This is a genomic window from uncultured Polaribacter sp. (assembly GCF_947501385.1).
Classification (GTDB): domain Bacteria; phylum Bacteroidota; class Bacteroidia; order Flavobacteriales; family Flavobacteriaceae; genus Polaribacter.
The window spans coordinates 45,255-69,787 of the sequence record NZ_CANMVP010000014.1 but is presented as its reverse complement, the minus strand read 5'-3'; the positions used below and the strand labels follow the sequence as shown (position 1 = coordinate 69,787).

At 31.6% G+C, this 24,533-nt stretch carries 19 protein-coding genes and 1 pseudogene; 11 read left to right on the top strand and 9 right to left on the bottom strand.

The features are described 5' to 3' along the window. Positions 1-74: 74 nt before the first annotated feature. Together Q0998_RS10535 and Q0998_RS10530 are read left to right on the top strand one after the other, a co-directional pair. Positions 75-2,090 carry a M3 family metallopeptidase gene (locus Q0998_RS10535; protein WP_299669792.1) on the top strand — a complete coding sequence of 672 codons (2,016 nt, stop codon included), beginning with the start codon at positions 75-77 and terminating at the stop codon, positions 2,088-2,090. Positions 2,091-2,153: 63 nt separating this feature from the next. Beyond that, positions 2,154-3,377, top strand: coding sequence for a carboxypeptidase-like regulatory domain-containing protein (locus Q0998_RS10530; RefSeq protein WP_299669790.1), 1,224 nt, complete (start codon positions 2,154-2,156; stop codon positions 3,375-3,377). On the opposite strand, the pseudogene Q0998_RS10525 reads toward Q0998_RS10530, so the two are convergent. The 7 genes and pseudogenes from Q0998_RS10525 to Q0998_RS10495 all read right to left on the bottom strand — a co-directional run. Then, a pseudogene (locus tag Q0998_RS10525) lies at positions 3,374-3,569 on the bottom strand (glucosamine-6-phosphate deaminase); the annotation flags it as partial. The gene Q0998_RS10530 and the pseudogene Q0998_RS10525 overlap by 4 nt on opposite strands. A gap of 52 nt (positions 3,570-3,621) precedes the next feature. After that, on the bottom strand, positions 3,622-4,833 hold the full coding sequence (locus Q0998_RS10520) for a DUF1343 domain-containing protein (protein WP_299669788.1): 1,212 nt from the start codon (positions 4,831-4,833) through the stop codon (positions 3,622-3,624). A gap of 9 nt (positions 4,834-4,842) precedes the next feature. Beyond that, positions 4,843-6,318, bottom strand: coding sequence for a glycosyl hydrolase family 18 protein (locus Q0998_RS10515; RefSeq protein ID WP_299669786.1), 1,476 nt, complete (start codon positions 6,316-6,318; stop codon positions 4,843-4,845). Between the two features lie 73 nt (positions 6,319-6,391). Then, positions 6,392-8,089 carry a glycoside hydrolase family 3 N-terminal domain-containing protein gene (locus Q0998_RS10510; protein ID WP_299669784.1) on the bottom strand — a complete coding sequence of 566 codons (1,698 nt, stop codon included), beginning with the start codon at positions 8,087-8,089 and terminating at the stop codon, positions 6,392-6,394. Between the two features lie 10 nt (positions 8,090-8,099). Continuing rightward, positions 8,100-9,206: an acyltransferase family protein gene (locus Q0998_RS10505; RefSeq protein WP_299669782.1), complete on the bottom strand. Its 1,107-nt coding sequence runs from the start codon at positions 9,204-9,206 to the stop codon at positions 8,100-8,102. A 35-nt stretch (positions 9,207-9,241) separates the two neighbouring features. After that, complete coding sequence (gene murQ / locus Q0998_RS10500) at positions 9,242-10,063, bottom strand: N-acetylmuramic acid 6-phosphate etherase (protein WP_299669780.1); 822 nt, start codon at positions 10,061-10,063, stop codon at positions 9,242-9,244. Beyond that, a complete protein-coding gene (locus Q0998_RS10495; protein ID WP_299669778.1) occupies positions 10,056-11,510 on the bottom strand; it encodes a sodium:solute symporter in 1,455 nt (484 codons plus the stop codon). The genes murQ and Q0998_RS10495 overlap by 8 nt, the downstream gene beginning before the upstream one ends. Before the next feature lie 816 nt (positions 11,511-12,326). Here Q0998_RS10495 and Q0998_RS10490 point away from each other — a divergent pair. Continuing rightward, positions 12,327-13,076 carry a DeoR/GlpR family DNA-binding transcription regulator gene (locus Q0998_RS10490; protein ID WP_299669776.1) on the top strand — a complete coding sequence of 250 codons (750 nt, stop codon included), beginning with the start codon at positions 12,327-12,329 and terminating at the stop codon, positions 13,074-13,076. A gap of 91 nt (positions 13,077-13,167) precedes the next feature. Beyond that, complete coding sequence (locus Q0998_RS10485; RefSeq protein ID WP_299669774.1) at positions 13,168-14,697, top strand: family 10 glycosylhydrolase; 1,530 nt, start codon at positions 13,168-13,170, stop codon at positions 14,695-14,697. Positions 14,698-14,705: 8 nt separating this feature from the next. Here the strand turns inward: Q0998_RS10485 and Q0998_RS10480 are convergent, their stop codons facing one another. After that, a complete protein-coding gene (locus Q0998_RS10480; protein WP_299669772.1) occupies positions 14,706-15,944 on the bottom strand; it encodes a glycosyltransferase in 1,239 nt (412 codons plus the stop codon). Beyond that, complete coding sequence (locus tag Q0998_RS10475) at positions 15,945-16,418, bottom strand: heme-binding domain-containing protein (protein ID WP_299669770.1); 474 nt, start codon at positions 16,416-16,418, stop codon at positions 15,945-15,947. 133 nt (positions 16,419-16,551) lie between these two features. On the opposite strand from Q0998_RS10475, the gene lpdA reads away from it, so the two are divergent. From lpdA to tilS, 7 genes are all read left to right on the top strand, one after another. Further along, positions 16,552-17,952: a dihydrolipoyl dehydrogenase gene (gene lpdA / locus Q0998_RS10470; RefSeq protein ID WP_299669768.1), complete on the top strand. Its 1,401-nt coding sequence runs from the start codon at positions 16,552-16,554 to the stop codon at positions 17,950-17,952. 109 nt (positions 17,953-18,061) lie between these two features. Further along, a complete protein-coding gene (locus tag Q0998_RS10465) occupies positions 18,062-19,282 on the top strand; it encodes an acyloxyacyl hydrolase (RefSeq protein ID WP_299669766.1) in 1,221 nt (406 codons plus the stop codon). Between the two features lie 75 nt (positions 19,283-19,357). Further along, on the top strand, positions 19,358-20,728 hold the full coding sequence (locus Q0998_RS10460) for an anthranilate synthase component I family protein (protein ID WP_299669892.1): 1,371 nt from the start codon (positions 19,358-19,360) through the stop codon (positions 20,726-20,728). Positions 20,729-20,780: 52 nt separating this feature from the next. Continuing rightward, complete coding sequence (locus Q0998_RS10455) at positions 20,781-22,106, top strand: serine hydrolase (protein WP_299669764.1); 1,326 nt, start codon at positions 20,781-20,783, stop codon at positions 22,104-22,106. Between the two features lie 11 nt (positions 22,107-22,117). Continuing rightward, positions 22,118-22,357, top strand: coding sequence for a hypothetical protein (locus Q0998_RS10450; RefSeq protein ID WP_299669762.1), 240 nt, complete (start codon positions 22,118-22,120; stop codon positions 22,355-22,357). Continuing rightward, entirely contained in the window at positions 22,354-23,175 is an 822-nt protein-coding gene (locus Q0998_RS10445) for an alpha/beta hydrolase (RefSeq protein WP_299669760.1), read from the top strand. Before Q0998_RS10450 ends, Q0998_RS10445 begins: the two co-directional genes overlap by 4 nt. 22 nt (positions 23,176-23,197) lie before the next feature. Then, entirely contained in the window at positions 23,198-24,502 is a 1,305-nt protein-coding gene (gene tilS, locus Q0998_RS10440) for a tRNA lysidine(34) synthetase TilS (RefSeq protein ID WP_299669758.1), read from the top strand. The last annotated feature ends 31 nt before the right edge of the window (positions 24,503-24,533 follow it).

Here is a 24,533-nt window from a genome sequence, read left to right as displayed (position 1 = left end):
AAATTTTAATTTCTTACGTTTGAAAATTTTTAGAGAATCTAATAATGCCTAAATTTGTGCAAATAAAGAAAAAAATGAATCCACTTTTAAAAGATTTTAATACCGCACCTTTTTCCAAAATAGCAAACTCAGATTACAAACCTGCTATAAAAGAAGCAATTCAAATTGCTAAAAAAGAGATTGATGTAATTGTTGAAAATGATGAAGAACCTACTTTTGAAAATACTACGGTGGCTTTAGATTTTACTGGTGAAAAATTAAATAGAATTACGAGTATTTTTTTTAATTTAAATTCGGCAGAAACAAATGATGAAATTCAAAAAATTGCACAAGAAATTTCACCTTGGTTAAGTGAATTTAGAAATGACATCACTTTAAATGACGTTTTATTTAAAAGAGTAAAAACTGTTTTTGATAAAAAAGAAAGCTTAGCACTAACTTCAGAGCAAGAGATGCTGTTAGAAAAACAGTACAAAGGTTTTGCTAGAAATGGCGCAAATTTAAATGAATCAGACAAGGCAGCTTTAAGAAAAATCGATACTGAGCTTTCTAAATTATCTTTGAAATTCGGTGAAAATGTTTTAGCAGAAACCAATGCTTATGAAATGCATTTAACAGATGAAAAAGACCTTTCTGGCTTGCCAGAATCTGCAAAAGAAGCTGCAAAACAATTGGCAAATGAAAAAGAAAAAGATGGCTGGATTTTCACTTTAGATTACCCAAGTTATATTCCTTTTTTAACCTATGCAGACAATAGAACGTTGCGAAAAGAATTAGCCATTGCAGCGGGTAAAAAAGGCTTTCAAGAAAATGAATTTAACAATGAAAAAATTGTTTTAAAAATTGTGGGTTTACGACATAAAAGAGCAAATCTTTTAGGTTATACATCGCATGCCCATTTTGTTTTGGAAGAAAGAATGGCAGAGACTCCAAAAAAAGTAATTGATTTTTCTAACGAATTACTAGAAAAAGCAAAACCTGCAGCTGAAAATGAATTTAAAAACTTAGAAAATTATGCTAAAAAATTAGATGGTATAGAGCAATTACAAAAATGGGATGGCGCTTATTATTCAGAAAAATTAAAGAAAGAAATTTTCGATTTAGATCAGGAAATTTTAAAACCCTATTTTAAGTTAGAAAATGTAATTGATGGTGTTTTTGAAATTGCGAATCGTCTATTTGATTTACAGTTTGAAGAAATTTTTAACGTCGACAAATATCATGAAGATGTTAAAACGTATCATGTAACAGATGCTGATGGCAATTTTATTTCTTTGTTTTATGCAGATTTTCATCCAAGAAAAGGAAAAAGGAATGGTGCGTGGATGACCTCTTATAAATCGCAACAAATTAAAAACGGCATCAATGAAAGACCACACGTTTCCATTGTTTGTAATTTTACCAAACCGACGATAACAAAACCTTCTCTATTAACTTTTAATGAAGTTACAACGTTGTTTCATGAATTTGGTCATGCACTGCATGGCATGTTAGCAAATACAACCTATAATAGCTTATCTGGAACTTCTGTTTCTTGGGATTTTGTTGAATTGCCAAGTCAGGTTTTAGAAAATTGGTGTTATGAAAAAGAAGCGTTAGAATTGTTTGCAAAACATTATAAAACTGGCGAAGTAATTCCGATGGAATACGTCAAAAAAATAAAAGAATCTGCAAGTTTTCATGAAGGAATGCAAACCTTACGACAATTAAGTTTTGGTCTTTTAGATATGAAATGGCATAGCGAAAATCCGTCAGAAATAACCTCTGTAAAAACCTTTGAAAATGATGTTTTCGCTGGCACAAAACTATACCCTGATGTTCCAGAAAATGCAATGAGTACTGCTTTTTCTCATATCTTTCAAGGAGGCTATTCTGCAGGATATTATTCGTATAAATGGGCAGAAGTTTTAGATGCCGATGCTTTTGAATATTTTTTAGAAGAAGGAATTTTTGATAAAAAAGTGGCAACAAAATTCAAAGAAAATGTACTTTCTAAAGGAGGTACAGAAAAACCAATGACTTTATACAAACGCTTTAGGGGAAAAGAACCTAAACCAGATGCCTTATTAAAAAGAGCAGGCTTGCTTTAAATTTTTACTAAGAATTAACAACATTTTTTATAAAATCGGTTTTTCTATGATTATTTTTATCAGATGAAAAATCGGTTTTTTTATTTTTTCTTTTTAAGTTCTTTTTTCTCAATAGCACAAATAACTGTTAGGGGAACTGTTTATGAAAAAAGCGGGCCTTTAGAAGGTGCTGCGGTCTATTTTAACAATACCATGGTAGGAACTACTACAAACGCTAATGGTGAATTTTCTATCAAAATAAAAGAAGGTCAATATGATTTGGTGGTTTCCTATTTAGGTTTCGAAAAAATAATTTATGCTCTACATACTTCAAACTATAAAAAACCCTTAGTTTTTGCATTGGTAGCGAAAGAAAATGTGTTAGATGAAATCATCATTAGAAAAACAGTTTATGATGATGAATGGAAATACAATCTTTCTTCATTTAAAAAAGAATTTATTGGAAGAACAGCATTGGCAGAAGATTGCGAAATCTTAAACCCGAAAGTATTGCATTTTAACTTTGATGCAAAAAAAAACATACTTACCGCTATTGCTAGAGAACCTTTAAAGATAAAACATAAGAGTTTAGGTTATAAAATTACTTTTGAATTAGAGCAGTTTATCATCAACAAAAATCAAGTTACTTATTTAGGATATTCGCGCTATGAAAATTTAAAAGCGAGTAAAAGAAAACAACGCAAATGGGCTAAAAAAAGATTAGAAGCTTACAACGGTTCTTTTACACATTTTTATCAAACATTATTAAAAAACACTACTTATGATGAAGGTTTTCTTGTACATCTTTTTAAAAGAGTTCCAAATCCTGAGAGACCAAGTGAAGCGCAAATAAAAAGAGCTAGAGAATTAATCAAACTAAATCGTTCTCAATTAAATTTTTCTATAAAAATTGAAGCACCCAAAACTGCGCTAGATGCTGCTCTGGTAACTTTAAGAAAGGTGAAATTACCGAAATTCAAAGATCATATCTATAAGACCAAAGCTCCAGTAAGTGATATTATCTCTAAAAAAATCTTTACGACTTACTTAGATTTTGAGTACCATATTTTAGTAGTTTACACCAAAGAAAAAGAAGAGAAAGGATACATTATGAGAAATATGTTTGGTAAAATGCGAGAAGCGTATCCGCAATCATCTTCTGTAATTGCTTTAAATATTCCGACTGCTTTAGATAAAAACGGTTCGTTAGTAAATCCTTTAGATGTGTTTTACGAAGGGTATTGGTCTTATGAAAAATTTGCCAATGCTTTGCCTTTAGATTATGTACCTATCAACACTACAAATTAATATTTCCACCTCACAAATGCTTCCATAGCTGCATAATGAGACAATTCTAACTGATCATATATAATAGCGGTTTCACGATTTCTATCTTCTGCACGTTGCCAAAATTCTCTACTATCTGAACCTTAAAAAATAACACCCTCTTTTTGAGATTGATGTTTTAAAAATCCCTTTTCTTTTCTCTAAAACCTGATCAGATTCCATAAAATGAATTTGATTGTCTTGCAACCCAATAAAATGGTAGGTACTAATCATATATTGTATATTTTTTTCTAACATTTTGAAATTCTTTCAAATCTTCTTGCCAACTTTCCTTTATTTCTTCAAACGACAACCCTTCTTCAATTTGTTTTTGCAGCTTTTTAGTTCCTGCTAGCTTGGTGAAAAATTGGTTAAAAAATACTTCTTTATTCTTTGTACCGCTATAAGATTCAAGTAGCCAATTCAAATTTAAGGCACTTAATTCTTCATGGTTTCGTAAATCGTTCCCAAAACATTCTTTTCCTTTGTGTTTAGGATTTTTTGCCCCAAAGTTAGATTGCGGAATAAACCTAAAATTAAAAGAGTCTTCGTCTAAAAAAGGCGAACCAAAAATTTGAAATTGCATTTCTGTACCTCGTCCACAGCTTACATTGGTTCCTTCAAAAAAACACAAACTTGGATACAAATTAATTGCTGTTGAGTTTGGCAAGTTTGGTGAAGGTTTTATAGGTAAATCGTATTCAGAATTGTGCGAATAATTTTGTAATGAAATAACGGTAAGATTGCATTGTACTCCATTTTCCAACCATTTTTCTCCATTAATCATTGTTCCATACTCTCCAATTGTCATTCCGTATACAACAGGAACTGGGTGCATTCCTACAAAACTTTTCACATCTTTCTCTAACACAGGACCGTCAATATAATGCCCGTTAGGATTGGGCCGATCTAGAACAATAACTGGAATATTCTGTGCTCGAGCAGCTTCCATTATATAGTGAAGCGTAGAGATATAGGTATAAAAACGTACGCCTACATCCTGAATATCAAATAATAGCACATCAATACCTTCTAATTGTTTGGCTGATGGTTTTCTATGCTTCCCATATAAAGAAATAATTGGCAAACCTGTAGTTGTATCAGTACCGTCTGCTATGTGTTCGCCTGCATCTGCTTGACCTCTAAAACCATGTTCGGGTGCAAAAACTTTGGTAACATTTACATTCAAAGAAAGTAAAGAATCTACAAGATGCATAACTCCATCTTCCTTAAAAATAACACTTGTTTGATTTGCAACCACACCTACATTTTTACCTTTAAGTAAAGACAAATACTCCTGTGTTCGATTCGCTGCTACAATGATTTCTTTGCTTTCTTTTTTATTTAATTCATCAGGGTTTTCCTCTAGCTTTACTTTGCCAGTTTTAGCACAAGAAAAGAGGACTAAAGACACTATTATAATTATAAAATTTTTCATGAGTATCAATTAAAAATTAGACTTTAAGATTTTGAATGTCCCTTGTTTTCCAAGTGCATCTTCTATCTTTAAAAAATAAACTCCGTTTGTTAGATTCGCAATATCAATATTTTTTTCCTTAATATTTACATTTCTAATTAGCTCGCCTAAAACATTATACATTTGAATTTTAGTGAAATTTATATTTTCTGAACTTAATATATTGACAGCATTTTTTGCTGGATTTGGAAACAATTTTATGTTTTCTTTTAAATTAGAACTTACCGCAGCAGTTGTTCCAAATTTTGTATTGATCAAACTCCAAAGCTCTGGTCTTGCCCCATCATAATTCAATGCCCAAATACCAATCCCTCCTAAATTATTAGCGATTGCTAAATCATATTTTTTTGAAAGACTTGTCTCGTTATCTGCCCACACCTGATTCCAATCTGTACCATCATTCCAAGTATACCAAGGGTATTCAAAATCACTATTCCAAATCCACCCTCCATGAGTTGCTGCTTCAGTAGTGGTATTTCTATATCTTGTTGAACTGACATGCGAAGTTGTTGATGATTCAGAAGCATTTGTAGCTGTTTTCCAATGCTGCCCATAATACGGGATTGCTAAAATTAGTTTTTCAGGGTTATTTGCTGTAGGCACTGCATAAGTTCCTGTTTCTATGGTTCTTTTAACAAATCTTTTCCAGGAAGTATGATGTTTTAGAGGAGAAATTGGTCCTGAATTCGCAGAGGATTTAGATGTATAATCATAAGCCATAACTATTAAATAATCAACACTATCTACCAAACCGTCCATAATCCAACCGCCCCAATTTACTGCTGGTCCGTCAAATGAGACTTCTTTTCCTGGTAGTTCTTGATGAATATAAGCTGTTAATTTTGACATAAAGGCATTCAATTCAGCACCTCTGTGCGCACTTATCATTCCTTCAAAATCTATATTAACACCATCTAAATTATAGATTTGAATGATATTTTTCACATTAGAAAAAAAAATATCTTGCTTCGCTGTATTTGTAAATAGCTCCCAAGCTACTTCATCAGGTTCTGGGGCTCCTAAGGGCTCACCAAAGTTCACGACTGTCATTATAACTTTTGTCCCTGCATTATGCGCTGCATTAATTTCCGTTGTCCATGGCCAATTCGGTGGTATTAAAATAGAAGCATCTATTTTCACCCTAAAATCAAAACAAGCTATATGTGTTAATAAATCATATTGCAAATTATTATGTGCATTGTCGTTTTGCTCCCAATAGGGTAAAAAGCCAAATACTTTTTTAGATAGTGTTTGTGCTTCTCTTTTTTGCAACGGAATAATTATAGATTTATTATTGTCAAGTTTGTGTTGAATCTTTGTCTTCTTTCCGAATTCTTCTTTCTGTAATTCGTGAATTCCTTTGGTCTTTATTTCTTGTGAAAACACAATCGTACTACAAAAAACTGAAACTAGAAAAAAAAGTGTGTAGTGTATATTATTTTTCATGATTACTGGTTTTTAATTATTTTATAAAGGCATTTCATTATTATTTTTAATTGTTATTATTTCTTTTCTGAACTTAGTTATTTTCATGTTTTATTCCGTAGCCTGCCATAAACTCTTCGTTTATAGATGCTGGCAATCTCCCCTTTGCTTTTTGAATCCCTAAAATTATTTGAGCAGAAATTCTTTGTGCTATTTCAGTATTTTCATAAGAAATAACGGAAGCTTCAATGTTTTTAAATGATACCTCTTCTAAACAATACTGACTTGCGAATACGTCTAAGATGACCCTATTTTCTTTTGCTAGGTTTTCTATCATTACCTTATCTTCAGTAGATATTTTTGAAGTTTTTCTGACATTTGAACGATGATAACCGATAATAACCTTGCCGTACGCTTTCAGTTTTCTGAGTAGTTCTTTCTGTGTAAACCCGGAAAGCTCATCAATATCTATGTGTGATTTTAATTCCTTTAAAAAAGTATCTGAACTTCCATCACCTAACTTTATAAATGCCGTTTTTACTTGCTGATCTTTTTTAACTGGAAGCATCTGATTCTTATTTTTTATGATGGTAACTGCATTTGTAAATACTTCTTCATTTAAAGCAATTGTATTTTTATCATTTAAATCGCTAACCAATTTTGATGTTACAACAGGTTTATATTGATTTAAATGAACATTAAATTTAGCAGCAAGTATCTTCTTTACAGAATGTGCTAATCTTTCTTCTGTTATTTCCTTCTTAGTATAAGCTTCCATAATTTTTGAAATTCCTTTAGAAACATCCTCTACCATTAACAACACATCATTGCCTGCCTTAAATGCTGCCAAGTCTAATGCTCCTGATTCCTTATAATTTGAAACACCTTTCATTCTTAATGCATCCGTAAAAATGAGCCCTTTAAATTCCAATGTATTCTTTAAAATATTTGAAACAATTTGGTACGATAATGAAGACGGAAGCCCTTCTTTACTTTCTAAGCTTGGTACGTTTAAATGCGCAACCATAACGCCCGCAATCTTTTTTTGAAATAATTTTTTATACGGATACAACTCAACAGTATCAATTCTTTCTTTTGAAAGTGAAACCGTTGGAAGTATTTTATGAGAATCTTTATCGGTATCTCCATGCCCTGGAAAGTGTTTTGCGCATGCTAATACTCCTTGACTTTGCAATCCTTCTGTAAAAGCAAGCGCTTTATTGGTAACATTCATCTTGTCTTCAGCAAATGAACGCACTCCAATAACAGGATTCTTAGAATTTGTATTGATATCTACTACAGGTGCAAAATTAATATGAACTCCGAGGCGCTTACAGTCTCTACCAATTTGCTCACCAATTCTTTTTATTAAGTTACTATTTTCTACAGCACCAAGCGTCATATTGTATGGGTATCTTGTGGTGCTATCTAAACGCATATTCAAGCCCCATTCAGCATCCATACCAATTAGCAATGGCACTTTAGAAGTAGTTTGAAATAGATTTGTAAGCTCAGCTTGTTTTACGGGTGCTCCTTGAAAAAAAATAAGTCCACCAACACTAGTATCTTTTATAAGTTGCTGAATTGAATCTGCATGACTTTTTTCTTTGTTTGAATAGGCCGCAACCATAAATAGTTGTCCAACTTTTTCTTTTAATGTCATTTTATTATAAATACTATCAACCCATTTTGTTTGATTTGTATTTTTCGAAAATTTCTTAGGATTTTCCTTTTTATCACAACTCAAAATAACTAGCACTAAAATTAAAATTATAGAAATATTTTTTTTCATCTGATCTAAATTAAATTTTTATAAATATTTTATTTTTATACAGCACATACACTAAAGCCCAGAAAAAGATGATATGAGTAATTGCAAATAGCAAAGAACCGTTCATCTTTCCAGCAATTGGAACAAATATATTTTGATACATGTATTTTAAGCCATTAACAGTTTCACCTTGCTCATTAGTCATCTTTACTAGATACATCATTGTTTTTACATATAAACCAGAAAAAACAAAAATGAACAATGAGTTTGTGCCAAAATGTATGAAGGGTTGAGACCATGTATGCTGTTTTTTCACATCTATAATCCATATGAATAGTGCTAGTGTTAGCATTGCCAAACCTGCAGATACGCATACAAAAGAACTTGTCCAAAGAGATTTATTTATTGGAAACACAAAACTCCAAACGTAGCCTAATGCTATAAGACCAATTCCGTAAATTAAAAGAATTTTTATTTTATGGGGATTCGTAATCGGTTTACTTAACAATTTACCTGTTAAGCTACCAATAATAACGGTGGTTATCGATGGTAACGTAGACAATAGTCCTTCAGGATCAAAAGGAAAACCAAGTCCTTTCCATAGATGATTTGAACCAAATAAAAACAGGTCTATCTTACCAACCAAATTCGTTTGCGGTTCAAATGGATTTTCTGGAATAAGAAAATACAATACGCCCCAATAGCCGATTAAAATACCTACAGCGATATATGTAAGACTTTTTTTATTGAAAAATAAATATAGAAAAGCACCTATTCCGTAAGCAATTGCAATCCGCTGTAATACTCCAAAAAATCGAACGGTTTCAAAATTAAATTTTGGAAATAGATTTAAAAATAATCCTATCGCAAAAATGATAACTACTCTTTTACTTATTTTTTTAAACGCTTTTGTATGTTCTTTTGGCTTAAAATCTTTCAAAGCAAAATGAATAGAAACTCCTACAATAAATAAGAAAAAAGGAAAGATTGCATCCGTTGGTGTAAAACCATGCCATTTCGCATGCAAAAGAGGCCAATAAACATAAGCCCAGTTGCCTGGTGTGTTTACCAAAATCATTGCAGCTATCGTTATGCCCCTTAAAACATCTAATGCCTTTATTCTTGCTTTTATCTTCATTTACTATGTCTTCATTTGTTTACGAATTATAAATATTATTTAGCATCGTCTTTATGCTCTTTTAATATTTTTCTGACACTTTTATGTTTTTGCAATAATTTAATGGCTAATTCTTCCTCAATATTCAATTCATCCATTATCATTCTAACACCTCTTTTTATTAGTTTCTTGTTTGAAAGCTGCATATCAACCATTTTATTCCCTTTTACTCTCCCTAATTTTATCATAACTGTTGTAGAAATCATATTTAAAGCTAACTTTTGTGCGGTTCCTGCTTTCATTCTAGTACTTCCCGTTACAAATTCTGGCCCAACAATTAATTCTATAGGATGGTCTGCTTCTAAAGACAATGGTGAGTTCTTGTTACAGGTAATGCAACCCGTAATAATATGGTGTTGTTTGGCTTTTTGCAAGCCACCCAATACATAAGGAGTAGTTCCTGAAGCTGCAATACCAATCAAAACATCCTTTTTTGAAATATGATGCTCCTGTAAATTTTTCCAAGCTAGGTCTGTATCATCTTCTGCGTTTTCAATGGCTTTTCTAAGAGCAGTATCTCCCCCGGCTATGATACCAATAATTAAATTATCAGAAACACCGTAGGTTGGTGGGCACTCGGAAGCATCCAAAATACCTAACCGACCACTTGTTCCTGCTCCAATATAAAATAGACGACCTCCTTTGCTCATTTTATCGTAAATAACATTTGTAAATTTTTCTATTTTTGGTATTGCTTTTTCCACAATAAAAGGAACCGTTTTGTCTTCTGCATTCATATTCGAGAGTAGCTCAAATGTGCTCATCTTTTCTAAGTTATTATATTCAGACGCTTGCTCTGTTGTTAAATTATTACTCATTTCTTTTTCTTATAAACATTAAACTTAAAATTGTGAGACCGGCATTTAATAGGATATTCATAAAACCTAAATCAAAAGAAAACTTCTCTATCATTACATAATTTAAATAATAGGTTAGTAAAGGCATGAATACACAAATAAATGGAACAGCAGCGTCTCTAATTTTTATTTTGGTAAAAATTCCAAACAAATAGAGTCCCAATAATGGCCCATATGTGTATCCTGCAACTTTAAAAATTGTTGAAATAACATCTCCTTTACTTTCTGAGAATAGCATTATGATCACAAAAATTAGTACCGAAAACCCTAACAAAACATAATTCTTAAGTTGCTTTTTTTCTTTCGATTTTTTATTTTTCACATTTAAAAAATCGTAAGTAAATGATGTGGTTAAGGCTGTTAAAGATGAATCTACACTTGAAAAAGACGCTGCCGTTATTCCCAAAATAAAACTAATACCTGCTATTGTGCCAAAGTGCCCTAAAGAAAGCATGGGAAATAAATTATCTGTGTTGATAAACATTCCATTTTCTATTTCTAATTGAATTCCAAATTTTTCAGCATATAAATAAAGCATTACTCCTAAGCCTAGAAATAGAAATTGAGCTAGCGCCAAGATCAAACTAAATGACAAAATGTTTCGCTGTGCTTCTTTTTTACTTTTACAGGTTAGCGTTTTCTGCATCATATTTTGATCTAAACCTACCATTGCAACCGCAATTAAAATTCCAGAGATAAACTGTTTGAAAAAATTACTTCCAGCATTCACATCCCAATCAAAAACCTTAAAATATTTATGATTTGTTATGGAGGTGATGGTTTCAGAAAAACTCAAATTCAAAGAACTTTTTATTGCGTATATAGAAACAATTGCTGCCAACAACAAAAAAAATGTCTGTAGTGTGTCTGTCCAAACAATTGTTTTAATTCCTGATTTATTTGTGTACATCCATATTAAAATTAATATGATAATTACAGTCAAATAAAAAGGAATATTGAGTGCATTAAACACTGCGTATTGTAAGATTTTTGCAGCAAGCAATAGTCTTAAAGCAGCGCCAAACGATTGCGACATCAAGAAAAAGAGCGACCCTGTTTTGTATGTTTTTATACCGAATCTGGTTTCTAAATAACCGTAAATAGAAACTAGTTTTAAATCGTAATAAATAGGAATTAAAACATAGGTTATAAAAACATATCCAACAACATTTCCAAAAACAAATTGTAAATAATAAAAATAATTATTCCCTACCATTCCTGGAATAGAGACAAATGTTACTCCAGAGATTACTGCACCAATCATCCCAAAAGCAACTACTTGCCAAGGGGATTTTCTGTCTCCCGTGTAAAAGGAGTCATCACTTGCATTTTTTGATACAAAATGTGATATTAACATAAGCACACCAAAATAAGAGGCTATGATTATTAAAATTAGGGTTGCGCTCATTTACATATCAATTTATATATGAAGACTGATGGTGTAATTTTTCTTGATAAAATTATTTTATAAATAGTGATATACAATCGCTTTTTATATTTACAATAAAAAATTATATATGATTCAGGTTCAAAAACATGTTTAAAAAAAAGATGAGAGTCGTCTTTTGATTCCTCCCACCTCTTTCACTAATTCAAATTAAACCAAACAAATAATTATAATAAAGGTTCAAAATGACTTCATTGGGGGAATTCTTATTATTATTATTATTCATTAATTTTCATCTCCATATTTCTTTAAAAAACCTCATCTTCTTGTTGAGCTATTATTGTTCTTATTGATTGAAAGCTTTATTCATAAAAATAAAATTTAAATTAGTCAGGATAAAAATATAAAAACAATTACAAACATGCAAATATTTTGCATTATTTTGCATGTTTTATATAAAAAAAATGCATTTAAAGCAATAAAATTAAATTAATAACGCATAAAATATGAATCAACATCAAAAAAACAGCTATACATTATCAAATGATTAACCTTGTTTCCAGGGAACGAGGTATTAAATAAGAATCTACTTTTATTTTGGCAAAACATCTTAAAATACAACTTAAAATTGCGCGTTAAATGGCAGAAATGGTTCCGCTATGAACTTTAATGAATTGATTCAAAACTTTTTTAAAATTGAATTAAAAATGTTAATACACTAATATTCAAAAACTTAAATATAAAATTATTGTAAAAAAACGAAATAAATTTTTTACTATTAAAAAAACATTTGTATTATTACTCAATAAAATCTTAATTTTGAAGAAATCGATTTTCATGAAGAAAAAGGAGAGGCAGCAAAAAATAGTAGACGAAGTAAGTATCAGTAGAAAGGTTAGTTCCAATTTTTTGTCTGAAAAGTTAAATGTTTCTGAAGATACGATAAGAAGAGATATTAAAGAGTTAGACAAAAAAGGGCTACTAACTAAAGTTCATGGTGGTGCTATGTCTACAATTCAAAAACTTTATCATTACAACGAAGATGTCATTTACAAAAGAGAGGAAAAGGTTTTGATTGCTAAAAAAGCAATTACACTAATTGAAGACGGAATGGCAATTATTATCAGTGGAGGAACCACAAATTTAATGCTCGCCAAACTGCTACCCAAAAAACTAAAGGCAACTGTTTACACGTATAGCTTACCTATCGCCATGCAATTGGTAGAACATCAATTTGTTGACACCATTTTTATTGGAGGAAAAATTCATAGAAACTCAATGGTAACAACAGGAATTGATGTAATTCAATATTTATCGAACGTTAGAGCCAATCTCTGTTTTATAGGGGTAAGTGGTTTTAGTTTAGAACAAGGAATCACAGGAGAAGGATACGAAGTTGCATTAGTAAAAAAAGCCATGATCAAGGCTTCTGAACGCATCATTTACTTAGCAACATCAAACAAATTGAATCTCAGACTTAATTTTGACATCTGCGGTATTAAAGAAATTGATACTGCTATTACAGATTTAGACCCCCAAGATCCATTACTGGAAGCTTATGTGGAAGCTGGCGTTCAGTTGATTTAAATACGTAGGTTCTCTTATTCAACACTAAATAATGTTTCTTTAGATTAATGATATAAACTCCAAAGAATATGGTACGTAAAATAGCAATTTTATGAAAATTAAAATATTTATAATTTTCGTGCTTATGATCCTTTTGACAAATTGCAGCAAGAAGATATATCACTCTAAAATTCAAAAAAGTAAAACACCAACTATAGAAAGAGAATTTAGAGCGGCATGGATTGCAAGTGTCGCCAACATTAATTGGCCAAGTACACGCGGTCTTAGCACCGAACAACAAAAAAAAGAAGCCATATATTTATTAAATCTTCTTAAAAATAATAATTTTAACACTGTTATTTTACAAGTAAGACCACAAGCGGACGCGCTGTATAAAAGCAGCTTAGAACCATGGTCTTATTATTTAACAGGAGCACAAGGTAAAACACCATCTCCATATTACGATCCCTTAGAATTCTGGATTTTAGAAGCCCACAAAAGAGGTCTTGAACTACATGCTTGGCTAAATCCCTATAGAGCACATCATACTGCTGGAGGGGAAGTTACAAAAGCATCTGTTGTTAGAAAACAACCAAATTTGGCGGTAAAACTGGAAACTGGTTATTGGTGGTTAGATCCTGGTAATAAAGACACTCAAAACCATAGCTACAATGTTGTTATGGATATTGTTAAAAGATATGATGTTGATGGGATTCATTTTGATGATTACTTTTATCCCTATCCCTCATACAATAATAACAAAGATTTTCCTGATGATGAAAGCTGGCAAGTATATCTAAATTCTGGCGGGAAATTGAAAAGAAATGATTGGAGAAGAGAAAATGTAAATCAGCTCGTGAAAAGAGTTTATAAAAACATAAAAAGAGTAAAACCTCAAGTAAAATTTGGAATAAGTCCTTTTGGATTTTGGCGTCCTAATCATCCCTCTTCTGTAACATCTGGCTTTGATCAATACAACGAACTCTATGCAGATGCAAAGCTTTGGCTAAATAAAGGATGGGTAGATTATTTTACACCACAATTGTACTGGGCAATTAATAGAACAGACCTTAGTTTTCCTGTTTTGTTAAATTGGTGGAAGCAAGAAAACACCAAAAAAAGACACCTTTGGCCTGGAATGAGCATTGGCAGAAAAAAAGGAGCAGCAGCAATCGACGAAGTAATCAATCAAATAATGATCACCCGAGGAATGGTTTCTAAATCTCCTGGAACTGTCCATTGGAGTATTGCTCCTTTGATTGATTCGCCAGAATTGATCAAAGCAATTGCAGAAGGTCCTTATAAAAAACAAGCTTTAGTTCCAAAATCCTCATGGTTACATAAAAAAAAGCCTAAAAAACCTACCCTTAATTATTCCATACAAAATGATAGTTTATTGGTAACTTGGAATCATAAAAATCTTGATCAAATAGCAAATTGGGTTGTGCATTTTAAACACGATTCAAAATGGAGTTACAACATTTTTGGAAGATCTATAAATTCTCAAAAAATTCCACTTACTATAGAGGATTCTAAGAAAGAATTAAAAGCGTTTGCAATATCTGCTATTGATAAATTTGGAAACGAAAGTGTTTTTGAGGAAATACAAATTACAAAGCTGAAACTACCAATTAAAGACTAAATTATTACCTACTTATTTTTAGCCTCAATCCATTTACTTAAATATTTGGTGGCTTGTAAAGTTTGATGTTGTAATAAATTCCCCAAGAAATTTTGAGTTCTATGCTTGTCTAAATTTTGTTCAATTTCTTCAATTTTAGTAAAAAATAATTTTCCGTTTTTTCCTTTATTATAAACATGATTAATGATGTCAGTTCCGTTTAATTGTGCATTCTCCCAGACAGCTTTATTTGTATATAATTCCTTTGCCATAATTGCAAAATCAGAAACATCATCTGTTACAAAACCATTCCAAGGAGCGTTTCCGCACATCCCTTCTACTCCAATTGAGGTGGTTACACTTGGCGTTCCACAAAGCATTGCTTCCGTTAATTTCCCTTTAATTCCAGCACCAAAATTTAATGGCGCTAAAACAACTTTTGCACTTTCTACAACTTCTTTTGCATCTTCCACAAAACCTTTAACTAGAAAACCTTCCTTTTTGTTATGTAATTGTTGAATCTGCTGATTCACATAAGCGCCATAAATATGCATTTCGGTTTTTGGTAGCAACTTTCTAATTTCTCCCCAAATTTCATTTTTCAAGGTTAAAACAGCATTCACATTTGGTTTGTGAAAGAAGTTTCCAATAAAAATAAAGTGTTCTCTTTCTTCAAAAGATGGCCATTTTTTTTGTTGAAATTCCGTGATTTCATCAAACATAAAAGGCAAATACATTAATATAGCTGCATCAATTTTAAATGTATTTTTTAGCAGTTCCATTTCAAAAGTAGAAATAATTAAAGACAAATCGCACCTTAAAATAGCTGCAATTTCTCTCTTTGTAATCTCTTGTTTCAATAATTCATCGATGGAAAAATCTATTTGTTTTTTTAGACACAATGCTCGTGTTTTTCGCAGACAATGCAAATCTTCTGTATCTAAAATTCGGATAGCTTTTGGGCAGTTTTCTGCAACGCGCCAACCAAATTGTTCTTCCATCATAAACCGATCAAATAGCACGATATCTGGTTGCAGGTTTTTTATAAAATCATCAAAAGAGGCCTTATTTAATTCGATAGATATTGCATCAATTCCTAAGGAAGATACATCAAATGCTTTTTCACTTTTTTGTGAAGGAGAAGCAAAAGTAATACGATAATCTCGCTCTAAAAACTGTTCTATTAACTGCAACATTCTTTTTCCTGCCGCAGAAGAATTGGGTTCTACCCAAACGTAACCAATAATTAAAAGTGATTTTTGATGCAATTATTTTGCAGTTAATTGTTGCTTATAATCTCCTTGTACTTTTTTTCCCCAAGAAACAATTGCAGTTATTTGTTCTTGCGTTAAATTTGCATCAGCATGCGTCCAAGTATAAGAGTTTAAAGGCATTTCTCCTTTTTCAACTTCTTCATACAATTCATCCATTTTATGTTCTTTCTTTTTTAAAGAATAAGCGCTCCAATTAGAAAAGTTTAAATGTTTTTTTCCATCTTTAATATGCTCCTCTAACCAATAATTTACAGGCGTAATAGCATTGTACCAAGGATAGGTAGTTTTGTTTGAATGACAGTCGAAACAAGTAGTCTCTAATATTTTCTTAACGTCTTCTGGCGGTTTTGTCTCTTCCATAAAAGCACTAACGGTTGCTAAATCTCCATCATTTTTTTCAGGCCCGAAGAATTGAGCAATTACAAAGACAACCAATAAGAAAACGAGTATTTTTTTTAGAATTTTCATGATAATAGTAAGAATAATTTATACTGTAAAACTACTAAATTCTCACTTTATTTTGTGAAAATATGTGTATTTTTGTCAACTATTATTAAATTTTAAAACAAAAGTTTACACAATACGCAAAATACACCCACTCATGAAATACGACATCATTGTAATTGGCTCAGGTCCTGGAGGATATATTTCAGCTATTAGAGCTTCTCAATTAGGTAAGAAAGTAGCAATTGTAGAAAAATATTCAACTTTAGGCGGCACCTGTTTAAATGTTGGTTGTATTCCTTCGAAGGCGTTGTTAGACTCTTCTCATCACTTTTATGATGCAGTGCATCATTTTTCAGCACATGGAATTTCTGTAGAAAAACCATCTTTCGATTTTGGAAAAATGGTGGATAGAAAAGCCAAAGTTGTAGAAACAACAACAGGTGGCATAAAATACTTGATGGATAAAAACGACATTGAAGTTTTTGAAGGCTTGGGTTCTTTTGAAGACAAAACACATGTAAAAATCACTAAAAATGATGGATCTTCAGAAATAATTGAAGGCACTAATATTATTATCGCGACAGGTTCAAAACCATCAAACTTGCCTTTTATCACTTTAGATAAAGAACGTGTAATTACCTCTACAGAAGCTTTAAAACTTACCGAAGTACCAAAACATTTAGTAGTTATTGGTGGTGGTGTTATTGGTTTAGAATTAGGTTCTGTTTACAAGCGCTTAGGCGCAGAAGTTACTGTGGTAGAATATATGGATAAGATTGTTCCTGGAATGGATGCTGATGTTTCTAAAGAGTTACAGAAGGTTTTTAAAAAGCAAGGCATCAAATTTGCAACAAGTCACAAAGTAAATGCTGTTGAAAGAAATGGAGCTACCATTACGGTAAAAGCAACCGATAAAAAAGATAGAGAAATTGAGTTTTCTGGTGATTACTGTTTGGTTTCTGTTGGAAGAAAAGCCTATACAGAAGGTTTAGGTTTAGAAAAAATTGGTGTTGAAGTAAACGAACGCGGTCAGGTTGAAGTAAATGACCATTTGCAGACAAACATCAATACTATTTACGCGATTGGTGATGTTGTAAAAGGGGCAATGTTGGCACATAAAGCGGAAGAAGAAGGAGTGGTTGTGGCTGAGTTTTTAGCAGGACAAAAACCTCACATCGATTATAATTTAATTCCTGGTATTGTATATACATGGCCAGAAGCTGCTGCAGTTGGTAAAACTGAAGAAGAGTTAAAAGAAGCTAAAATTGAGTATAAAGCGGGTAAATTTTCTATGAGAGCTTTGGGAAGATCTCGTGCAAGTGGAGATATTGACGGTTTTGTAAAAGTATTAGCAGATAAAAATACAGACGAAGTTTTAGGAGTTCATATGGTGGGCGCACGTGTTGCAGATTTAATTATGGAAGCTGCTGTTGCGATGGAGTTTAGAGCATCTGCAGAAGATTTAGCTAGAATTTGTCACGGTCATCCTACTTATTCCGAGGCCGTAAAAGAAGCTGCAAAAGCTGCTTGGGATGGAAAACCTTTAAATGCATAATACTATGCTGTCATTCTTGCGTAGGCAAGAATCTCATTATGAACAATACATAAGAAAGCAACCAAATTTGGTTGCTTTCTATTTTTAGAAAGTTTCTTAATTTTAGCGCATGAAAAAAATTCTAATTGTAATTTTCATTTTTTTATATCCATACACTTCAAATGCTCAAGAAGATACAAGACCAAAATCGCAACCTTCTAATTTTTTATCTAAATCTTATTACAGCATTAATTTTGGTGGCATCTTCTATCCTTTTTCAAATGACAATTTAGTTGATGGGTATAAAACAGATACTTTTAGCAAAAATTATTTTTCTGGGAGATTGTTATTAGGCTATAAAATTCAACCAGATTTGGCGTTACAATTTGGGGTGATAAGACCTGCGTCTTGGTTTAGATATGACAACATAAATGATATTGGCTATTATAGAAGTGTTTGGATAAATGCTTGGTCTTTGTCTTTAAAGAAAAGTATTCATTTAAACAAAAAACTCTCAATTTATGGAGAAGCTGGTATTGCAAATGTGACGCGTATTGGTTTTTCTATAGAGGATGAAATTATTTATCCAGATGCTCATTTTGCAAGCTTATTGTACGGTTTTGGTTTCAACTATACACTAAATAAAAAATGGCGACTGAATTTAAACGGAACCTTTTTACCAAAATCAGCAAAAGAAAATCAGCCTTCAATTTCTCAAGTTTCTTTTGGTTTTGAATACCACATTCATAAACTTTCTGAAGAACAAGTTGAAAAGCACAAAAACAATAGTCATTTTTTTCCTAAAAACATACTACAAGTTAGTTACGGAACCAGTAACATAGGTTTTGGTGCAAATCAATTTTTTAGTATGAATTTAAGAGTAGGGAATTTTGAGAGTTTTGGAGTTCCAATTTTTTGGTTAGGAAAAGTAAGAGCAGCACACGCTTTTTCAATTACCTATCAAAGATTGGCTTTTAGAACCGAAAAGATTTTCTCTTTAGACTGGGGTGTAAGTGTTACTGCATTTCAAACAGAAGCTACAAAAGAAAATGTTTTTGCGTTTTCAATCTTCCCTGTAGTACGTTTTTATTTGATGCGAAAAAAAGGGTTTGATATGTACACCAATTACTCTTTAATTGGCCCCACGTATTTAACCAAAGGTAATGTAGACAATTTAAATGCAGGACCAAAAATCACCTTTCAAGACACCATGGGTTTGGGTGTTTTCTTTGGAAAAAAAAGGGCTTACAATGCAGAATTAAGAATTATGCATTATTCTAACGGAAACATTTTTCCGCAAAACTCAGGAGTTGCAGTTCCTGTTCAATTTACATTTGGAAAAACATTTTAAGCACTTCTATTTTAAAGAAATCACTTTATTTTTTTTTGATTTCTAATCAATAAGAATTGTATTTTTGCCAGAATGATACAAAGAACCATTCGTACTTTTTCTGTTGAAAATACTGAAAATTTCAAACAACATTTGTTGTCTTGGTCTCAACAATTTGAAACGGCACTTTGGTTAGATTCTAATAATTACGAGCAACACTATGCTAGTTTTGATGCTGCCTTAGCGGTTGAAGAATTCACCGCAATAAAAACAGATTATCTTAATGCTTTTGATAAATTAAAAGAATACCAAACCATTACTAAAGACTATATTTTTGGGTATATTTCTTATGATGTTAAGAATGATGTAGAACGTCTTTCTTCTCATAATTTTGATGGTTTGGGTTTTGCAGATTTGTATTTTTTTCAACCCCAAAAAATTATTTTTATTAAAGGAACTACTATTGAATTTCATTATTTAAAAATGGTTAATGATGAGATTGAAAGTGATTTTAAAACGATTTCTAATATGTCTCCTCGAGCGCAGTCGAGAGGTTATAAAACAGACGAAAGTTTCGACAAAGCTAGTATTGAGCGCAGTCGAGATACTCAACCAGACATAGAAGAACAAAAAATCAAAATAAAACTAAGAATTCATAAAGACGAATACTATTCCATAGTAAACACAGTCATAGATCATATTAAAAGAGGAGATATTTACGAAGCCAATTTTTGTCAGGAATTTTATGCTGAAGATTCAACGATAAACCCTGTAGAAGTTTACAAACATTTGAATGAAATTTCTGAACCTCCTTTTGCTTCGTTTTTAAAAATGGAACATCAATATGCATTGTGCGCATCACCAGAAAGATATCTTAAAAAAGAGGGTGCTAAAATTATTTCTCAACCTATCAAAGGAACTGCAAAAAGGTTAATTAGTGCAATTGATGATGAGAAAATTGCATCCGATTTGTATAGAGACGAAAAGGAACGTGCAGAAAATATAATGATCGTAGATTTGGTTAGAAACGATTTGTCTAAAACAGCAAAAAAAGGGTCTGTTAACGTAGAAGAATTGTGTAAAGTCTATTCTTTTAAACAAGTGCATCAAATGATTTCTACCGTGGTTTCTGAAATTGAAGAAAACATGCATCCGGTAGAAGTTTTAAGAAGCACTTTCCCAATGGGAAGTATGACGGGCGCACCAAAAGTTTCTGCGATGAAAATCATAGAAAATCTAGAAGAAACCAAACGTGGTTTGTATTCTGGTACGATTGGCTATTTTACACCAAATAACGATTTTGATTTTAATGTGGTCATCAGAAGTATTTTGTATGATGAAGAGAAAAAATACATTTCTTATTCGGTTGGTGGCGCAATTACTGTAAAATCTTCACCCGAAAAAGAATATGAAGAATGTTTGTTAAAAGCAAAAGCAATGAAATATGTTTTATTGAATTCTAAGTAAATTAGATTTTCTATATTTATAAAGTATTAAACTTTAATCAATTCTATTAAAGATGACTTTTTCTAAAAACAGCTACAATTTATGGCTAATTGTATTCTTATTTATTTCAGGTGTTACTATTGCTCAGCATAAAAACACTCAAAAAATCTCTTATGGAAACCCATCAGAAGTCCATATGGATTCTCTCTATATGCATACCAAAGCAGATTCTATTATACATTCTGGGATACAGAATGAAGCTTTTCCAGGAGCTCAAATTTTAGTCGTAAAAAACCATACAATTATTTTCAATAAAGCTTATGGTCATCATACTTATGACAGTATTCAGGAAGTTAGTATACATGATATGTATGATTTGGCTTCAGTAACAAAAATTATTGGCCCCTTACCTGCCCTAATGAAATTACATAGCGAAAGAAAATTAGAGCTAGATAGTCCTTTTAGTACTTATTGGAAACCTTGGAAAAGAAGAAAAGATAAAAAAAATCTTACCCTTAGAGAAATTTTAGCACACCAAGCTGGCTTAAAACCATACATTGTTTTTTTAAATGAAGTATTTAGAAAAGATGGAGAAGTTAAAAAACGTTTTATGAAAGATACATCATGTAGAAGATTTAAAAATGAAGCGTATGAAGGCCTTTTTGTAAAAAACAGTTTCAAGAATAAGATGTTCCGACAAATCAATCGATCTAAAGTTTCTAATGTAAAAAAATATAAATATTCTGGCCTAAGTTTTTTGATCTATCCTGAGTTAATTACACAAATTACAAAAACAGCATATACTGATTATCTACAAGAAAACTTTTATTCCCCACTAGGAACAACAACTTTGGGGTATCGACCAAAAACCCGAAATTTCAAAAATCTTATTGTGCCCACAGAAATAGATACTATTTTTAGAAAAGGACTCACAAAAAATTGGGTTCACGATGAAAATGCGGCGCTTTTAGGAGGAATTTCTGGCAATGCTGGTTTGTTTGGCTCCTCTTTAGATTTGGCCAAAATTATGCAGATGTATGCCAATTATGGAATTTACGATGGAAAGAGATACATCTCTGAAAGTACGCTAAGAGCATTTACAAGAATTCAATATCCAGAAAATGAAAACAGAAGAGGTTTAGGTTTTGACAAACCTTTAATTGACAACGCTCAATTATCTATTCAAGAAGCATATCCTGCGCCCGAAGTGAGTCCAGAGAGTTTTGGTCATAGTGGTTTTACAGGAACTTTTGTTTGGGCAGACCCAAAGGAAGATTTGATTTTTATCTTCTTATCAAACAGGGTATATCCAAGTAGAAAAAATAGAAATATTTACAATTTAAATATCAGACCAAAACTTCAACAAGTCTTCTACAAAGCCATAAAAAATGAAGAATAATTATATACGCTATGATACTTAACAAAGAAGCACTTTTTCAAAAAACCTTAGAAAGTTTAAACGAAAAACCAACGGAACAAAATATGTTTCATAAATTTTTAGATTTGTATCCTGCAGAATGGAAACAACTAAAAGTTACTTTTTCTAAATTTAACAGAAGTAAGCAATTTGGGAAGACAATTCCATTAGCAAAACCAGAAGTTTCGATAAGAAAAGACATTCGGGTTTGGTTGAAAAAACAAAAATTATGATGCACAAGGAATTCAATTTCAACCGCTATAAAACTAATTTTTACGGACAATATTGGCATTCAGAAAATACCAAAGCAGTAGTTGTTTTAGTGCATGGTATGGGCGAACATTCTAGTCGTTACAAACATGTGGCAGAAAAATTAGTTTCTGAACACTTTGCTGTGGTAACATTTGATCATTTTGGACATGGAAAAACAGCTGGAAAACGTGGCCATAACCCGAATTTTAAAGCTGTTTTAGAAAGTATTGCCACGGTAATTGAAAAAGCCACGAAGCTGTTTCCACAAAAGCCTATTTTTCTATACGGCCATTCTATGGGCGGAAACGCAGCCATAAATTTTGTACTAAGAAAAAAGCACTCTTTAAAAGGAATTGTAGCTACAAGTCCGTTTTTAAAATTAGCTTTTCAACCACCAAAATGGAAACTTTTTGCGGCAAAAGTATTGCAAAAAATAATACCTTCCATAACAATGAAAAATGATTTAGATGCAAATCATATTTCTAGAGAAAAAGAGGAAGTAGAAAAATATAAAAACGATCCTTTAAATCATGATAAAATAAGTCCTAATTTTTCTATCGCTTTTATTGAAAGCGGAAAATGGGCCATCGAAAATGCCCATCTATTAAAAATTCCAATACTTATTTTACATGGTACTGCAGATAAGATTACAGATCCTAAGGCCAGCATCGAATTTTCAAAAAAATCAAAAAATGCTACTCACAAATTGTATGAAAACGGCTACCATGAATTGCATAACGATTTGTGTAAAGAAGAATTACAAGTAGATATTGTAAATTGGCTGAATTCTCAACTTTAAAAACCTTATTTTTGGGCTGAAAATGCTTCAAGAATTTAAAAAACATATCCAAAATAAACTTCCTTTTTTAAAGGATAAAAAACTATTAATTGCAATTTCTGGCGGTGTAGATTCTGTGGTTTTAACACATCTTTTATCTGCATTAAAATTCGATATTTCTTTGGCACATTGCAACTTTCAGTTAAGAGCAGAAGAAAGCAATTTAGATGAAACAGCTGTAAGAAATTTAGGCGATAAATTACATTTAAAAACCTTTGTTACTACTTTTCATATAGCATCAACTGGTTCAGTTCAGCTTGCTGCAAGAAAATTGCGGTATGATTGGTTTCAAAAAATCATAGAAACACATCATTTTGATGTTGTGTTAACAGCACATCATGCAGATGATAATTTAGAAACTTTTCTTATTAATTTCACACGAGGTTCTGGTTTGGATGGTTTTACAGGAATTCCAGAAATCAATGGTAATATTGTGCGTCCGTTACTGCCTTTTTCAAGAGAGGAAATTATCAATTTTGCCAGAGAAAATGCTATTCCTTGGCGAGAAGATCAAAGCAATGCGTCCACAAAATATGTTCGAAATAAGATTAGACACCAGGTTGTACCTATTTTAAAAGAAATCAATCCGAATTTATTAGACACCTTTTCTAAAACCATTGAAAATCTAACGGAAGGTAAACAAATTATTAAGGATCGGGTTGACGAAGTTTCTGAACAATTATTTTTTGAAAAAGATAAAACTTTACGATTTGATATTTCTAAGATTCAACAATTATCAAATCCGAAAGCCTATTTATATCAACTTTTAAAAAAATTTAATTTTACAGAATGGACAGATATTTACAATTTACTTTCTGCACAATCTGGGAAACAAGTTTTCTCAAAATCGCATGTTTTGTTGAAAGATAGAGAGTCTCTAATTTTATCAGAAAGAGATTTTGAAATTGTTGAAGAAGCCTCTTATTTAATTCCTAAAAATACTTTAGAAATTAAAAAGCCTGTACATTTGACTTTTGATAAAGTTGAAGAAAAATCCTCAGAGAATTTACAAACTATTTATGTAGATACCACCAAAATTTCTTTTCCTCTAATTGTAAGAAAATGGCAAAATGGCGACTATTTTTATCCTTCAGGAATGAAAGGAAAAAAGAAATTAAGTAAATATTTTAAAGACGAAAAACTATCACTTTTAGAAAAACAACAAACTTGGTTATTGTGCAACAATAATAATGCGATCATTTGGGTTATTAATAAAAGACAAGACCATAGATATATTGTTAAAAAAGATGCTAACCTGTTAAAAATTAGCTTAAAAGCAACCAAATAAAAAAGTTTTTGTATCTTTCAAAATACATCCA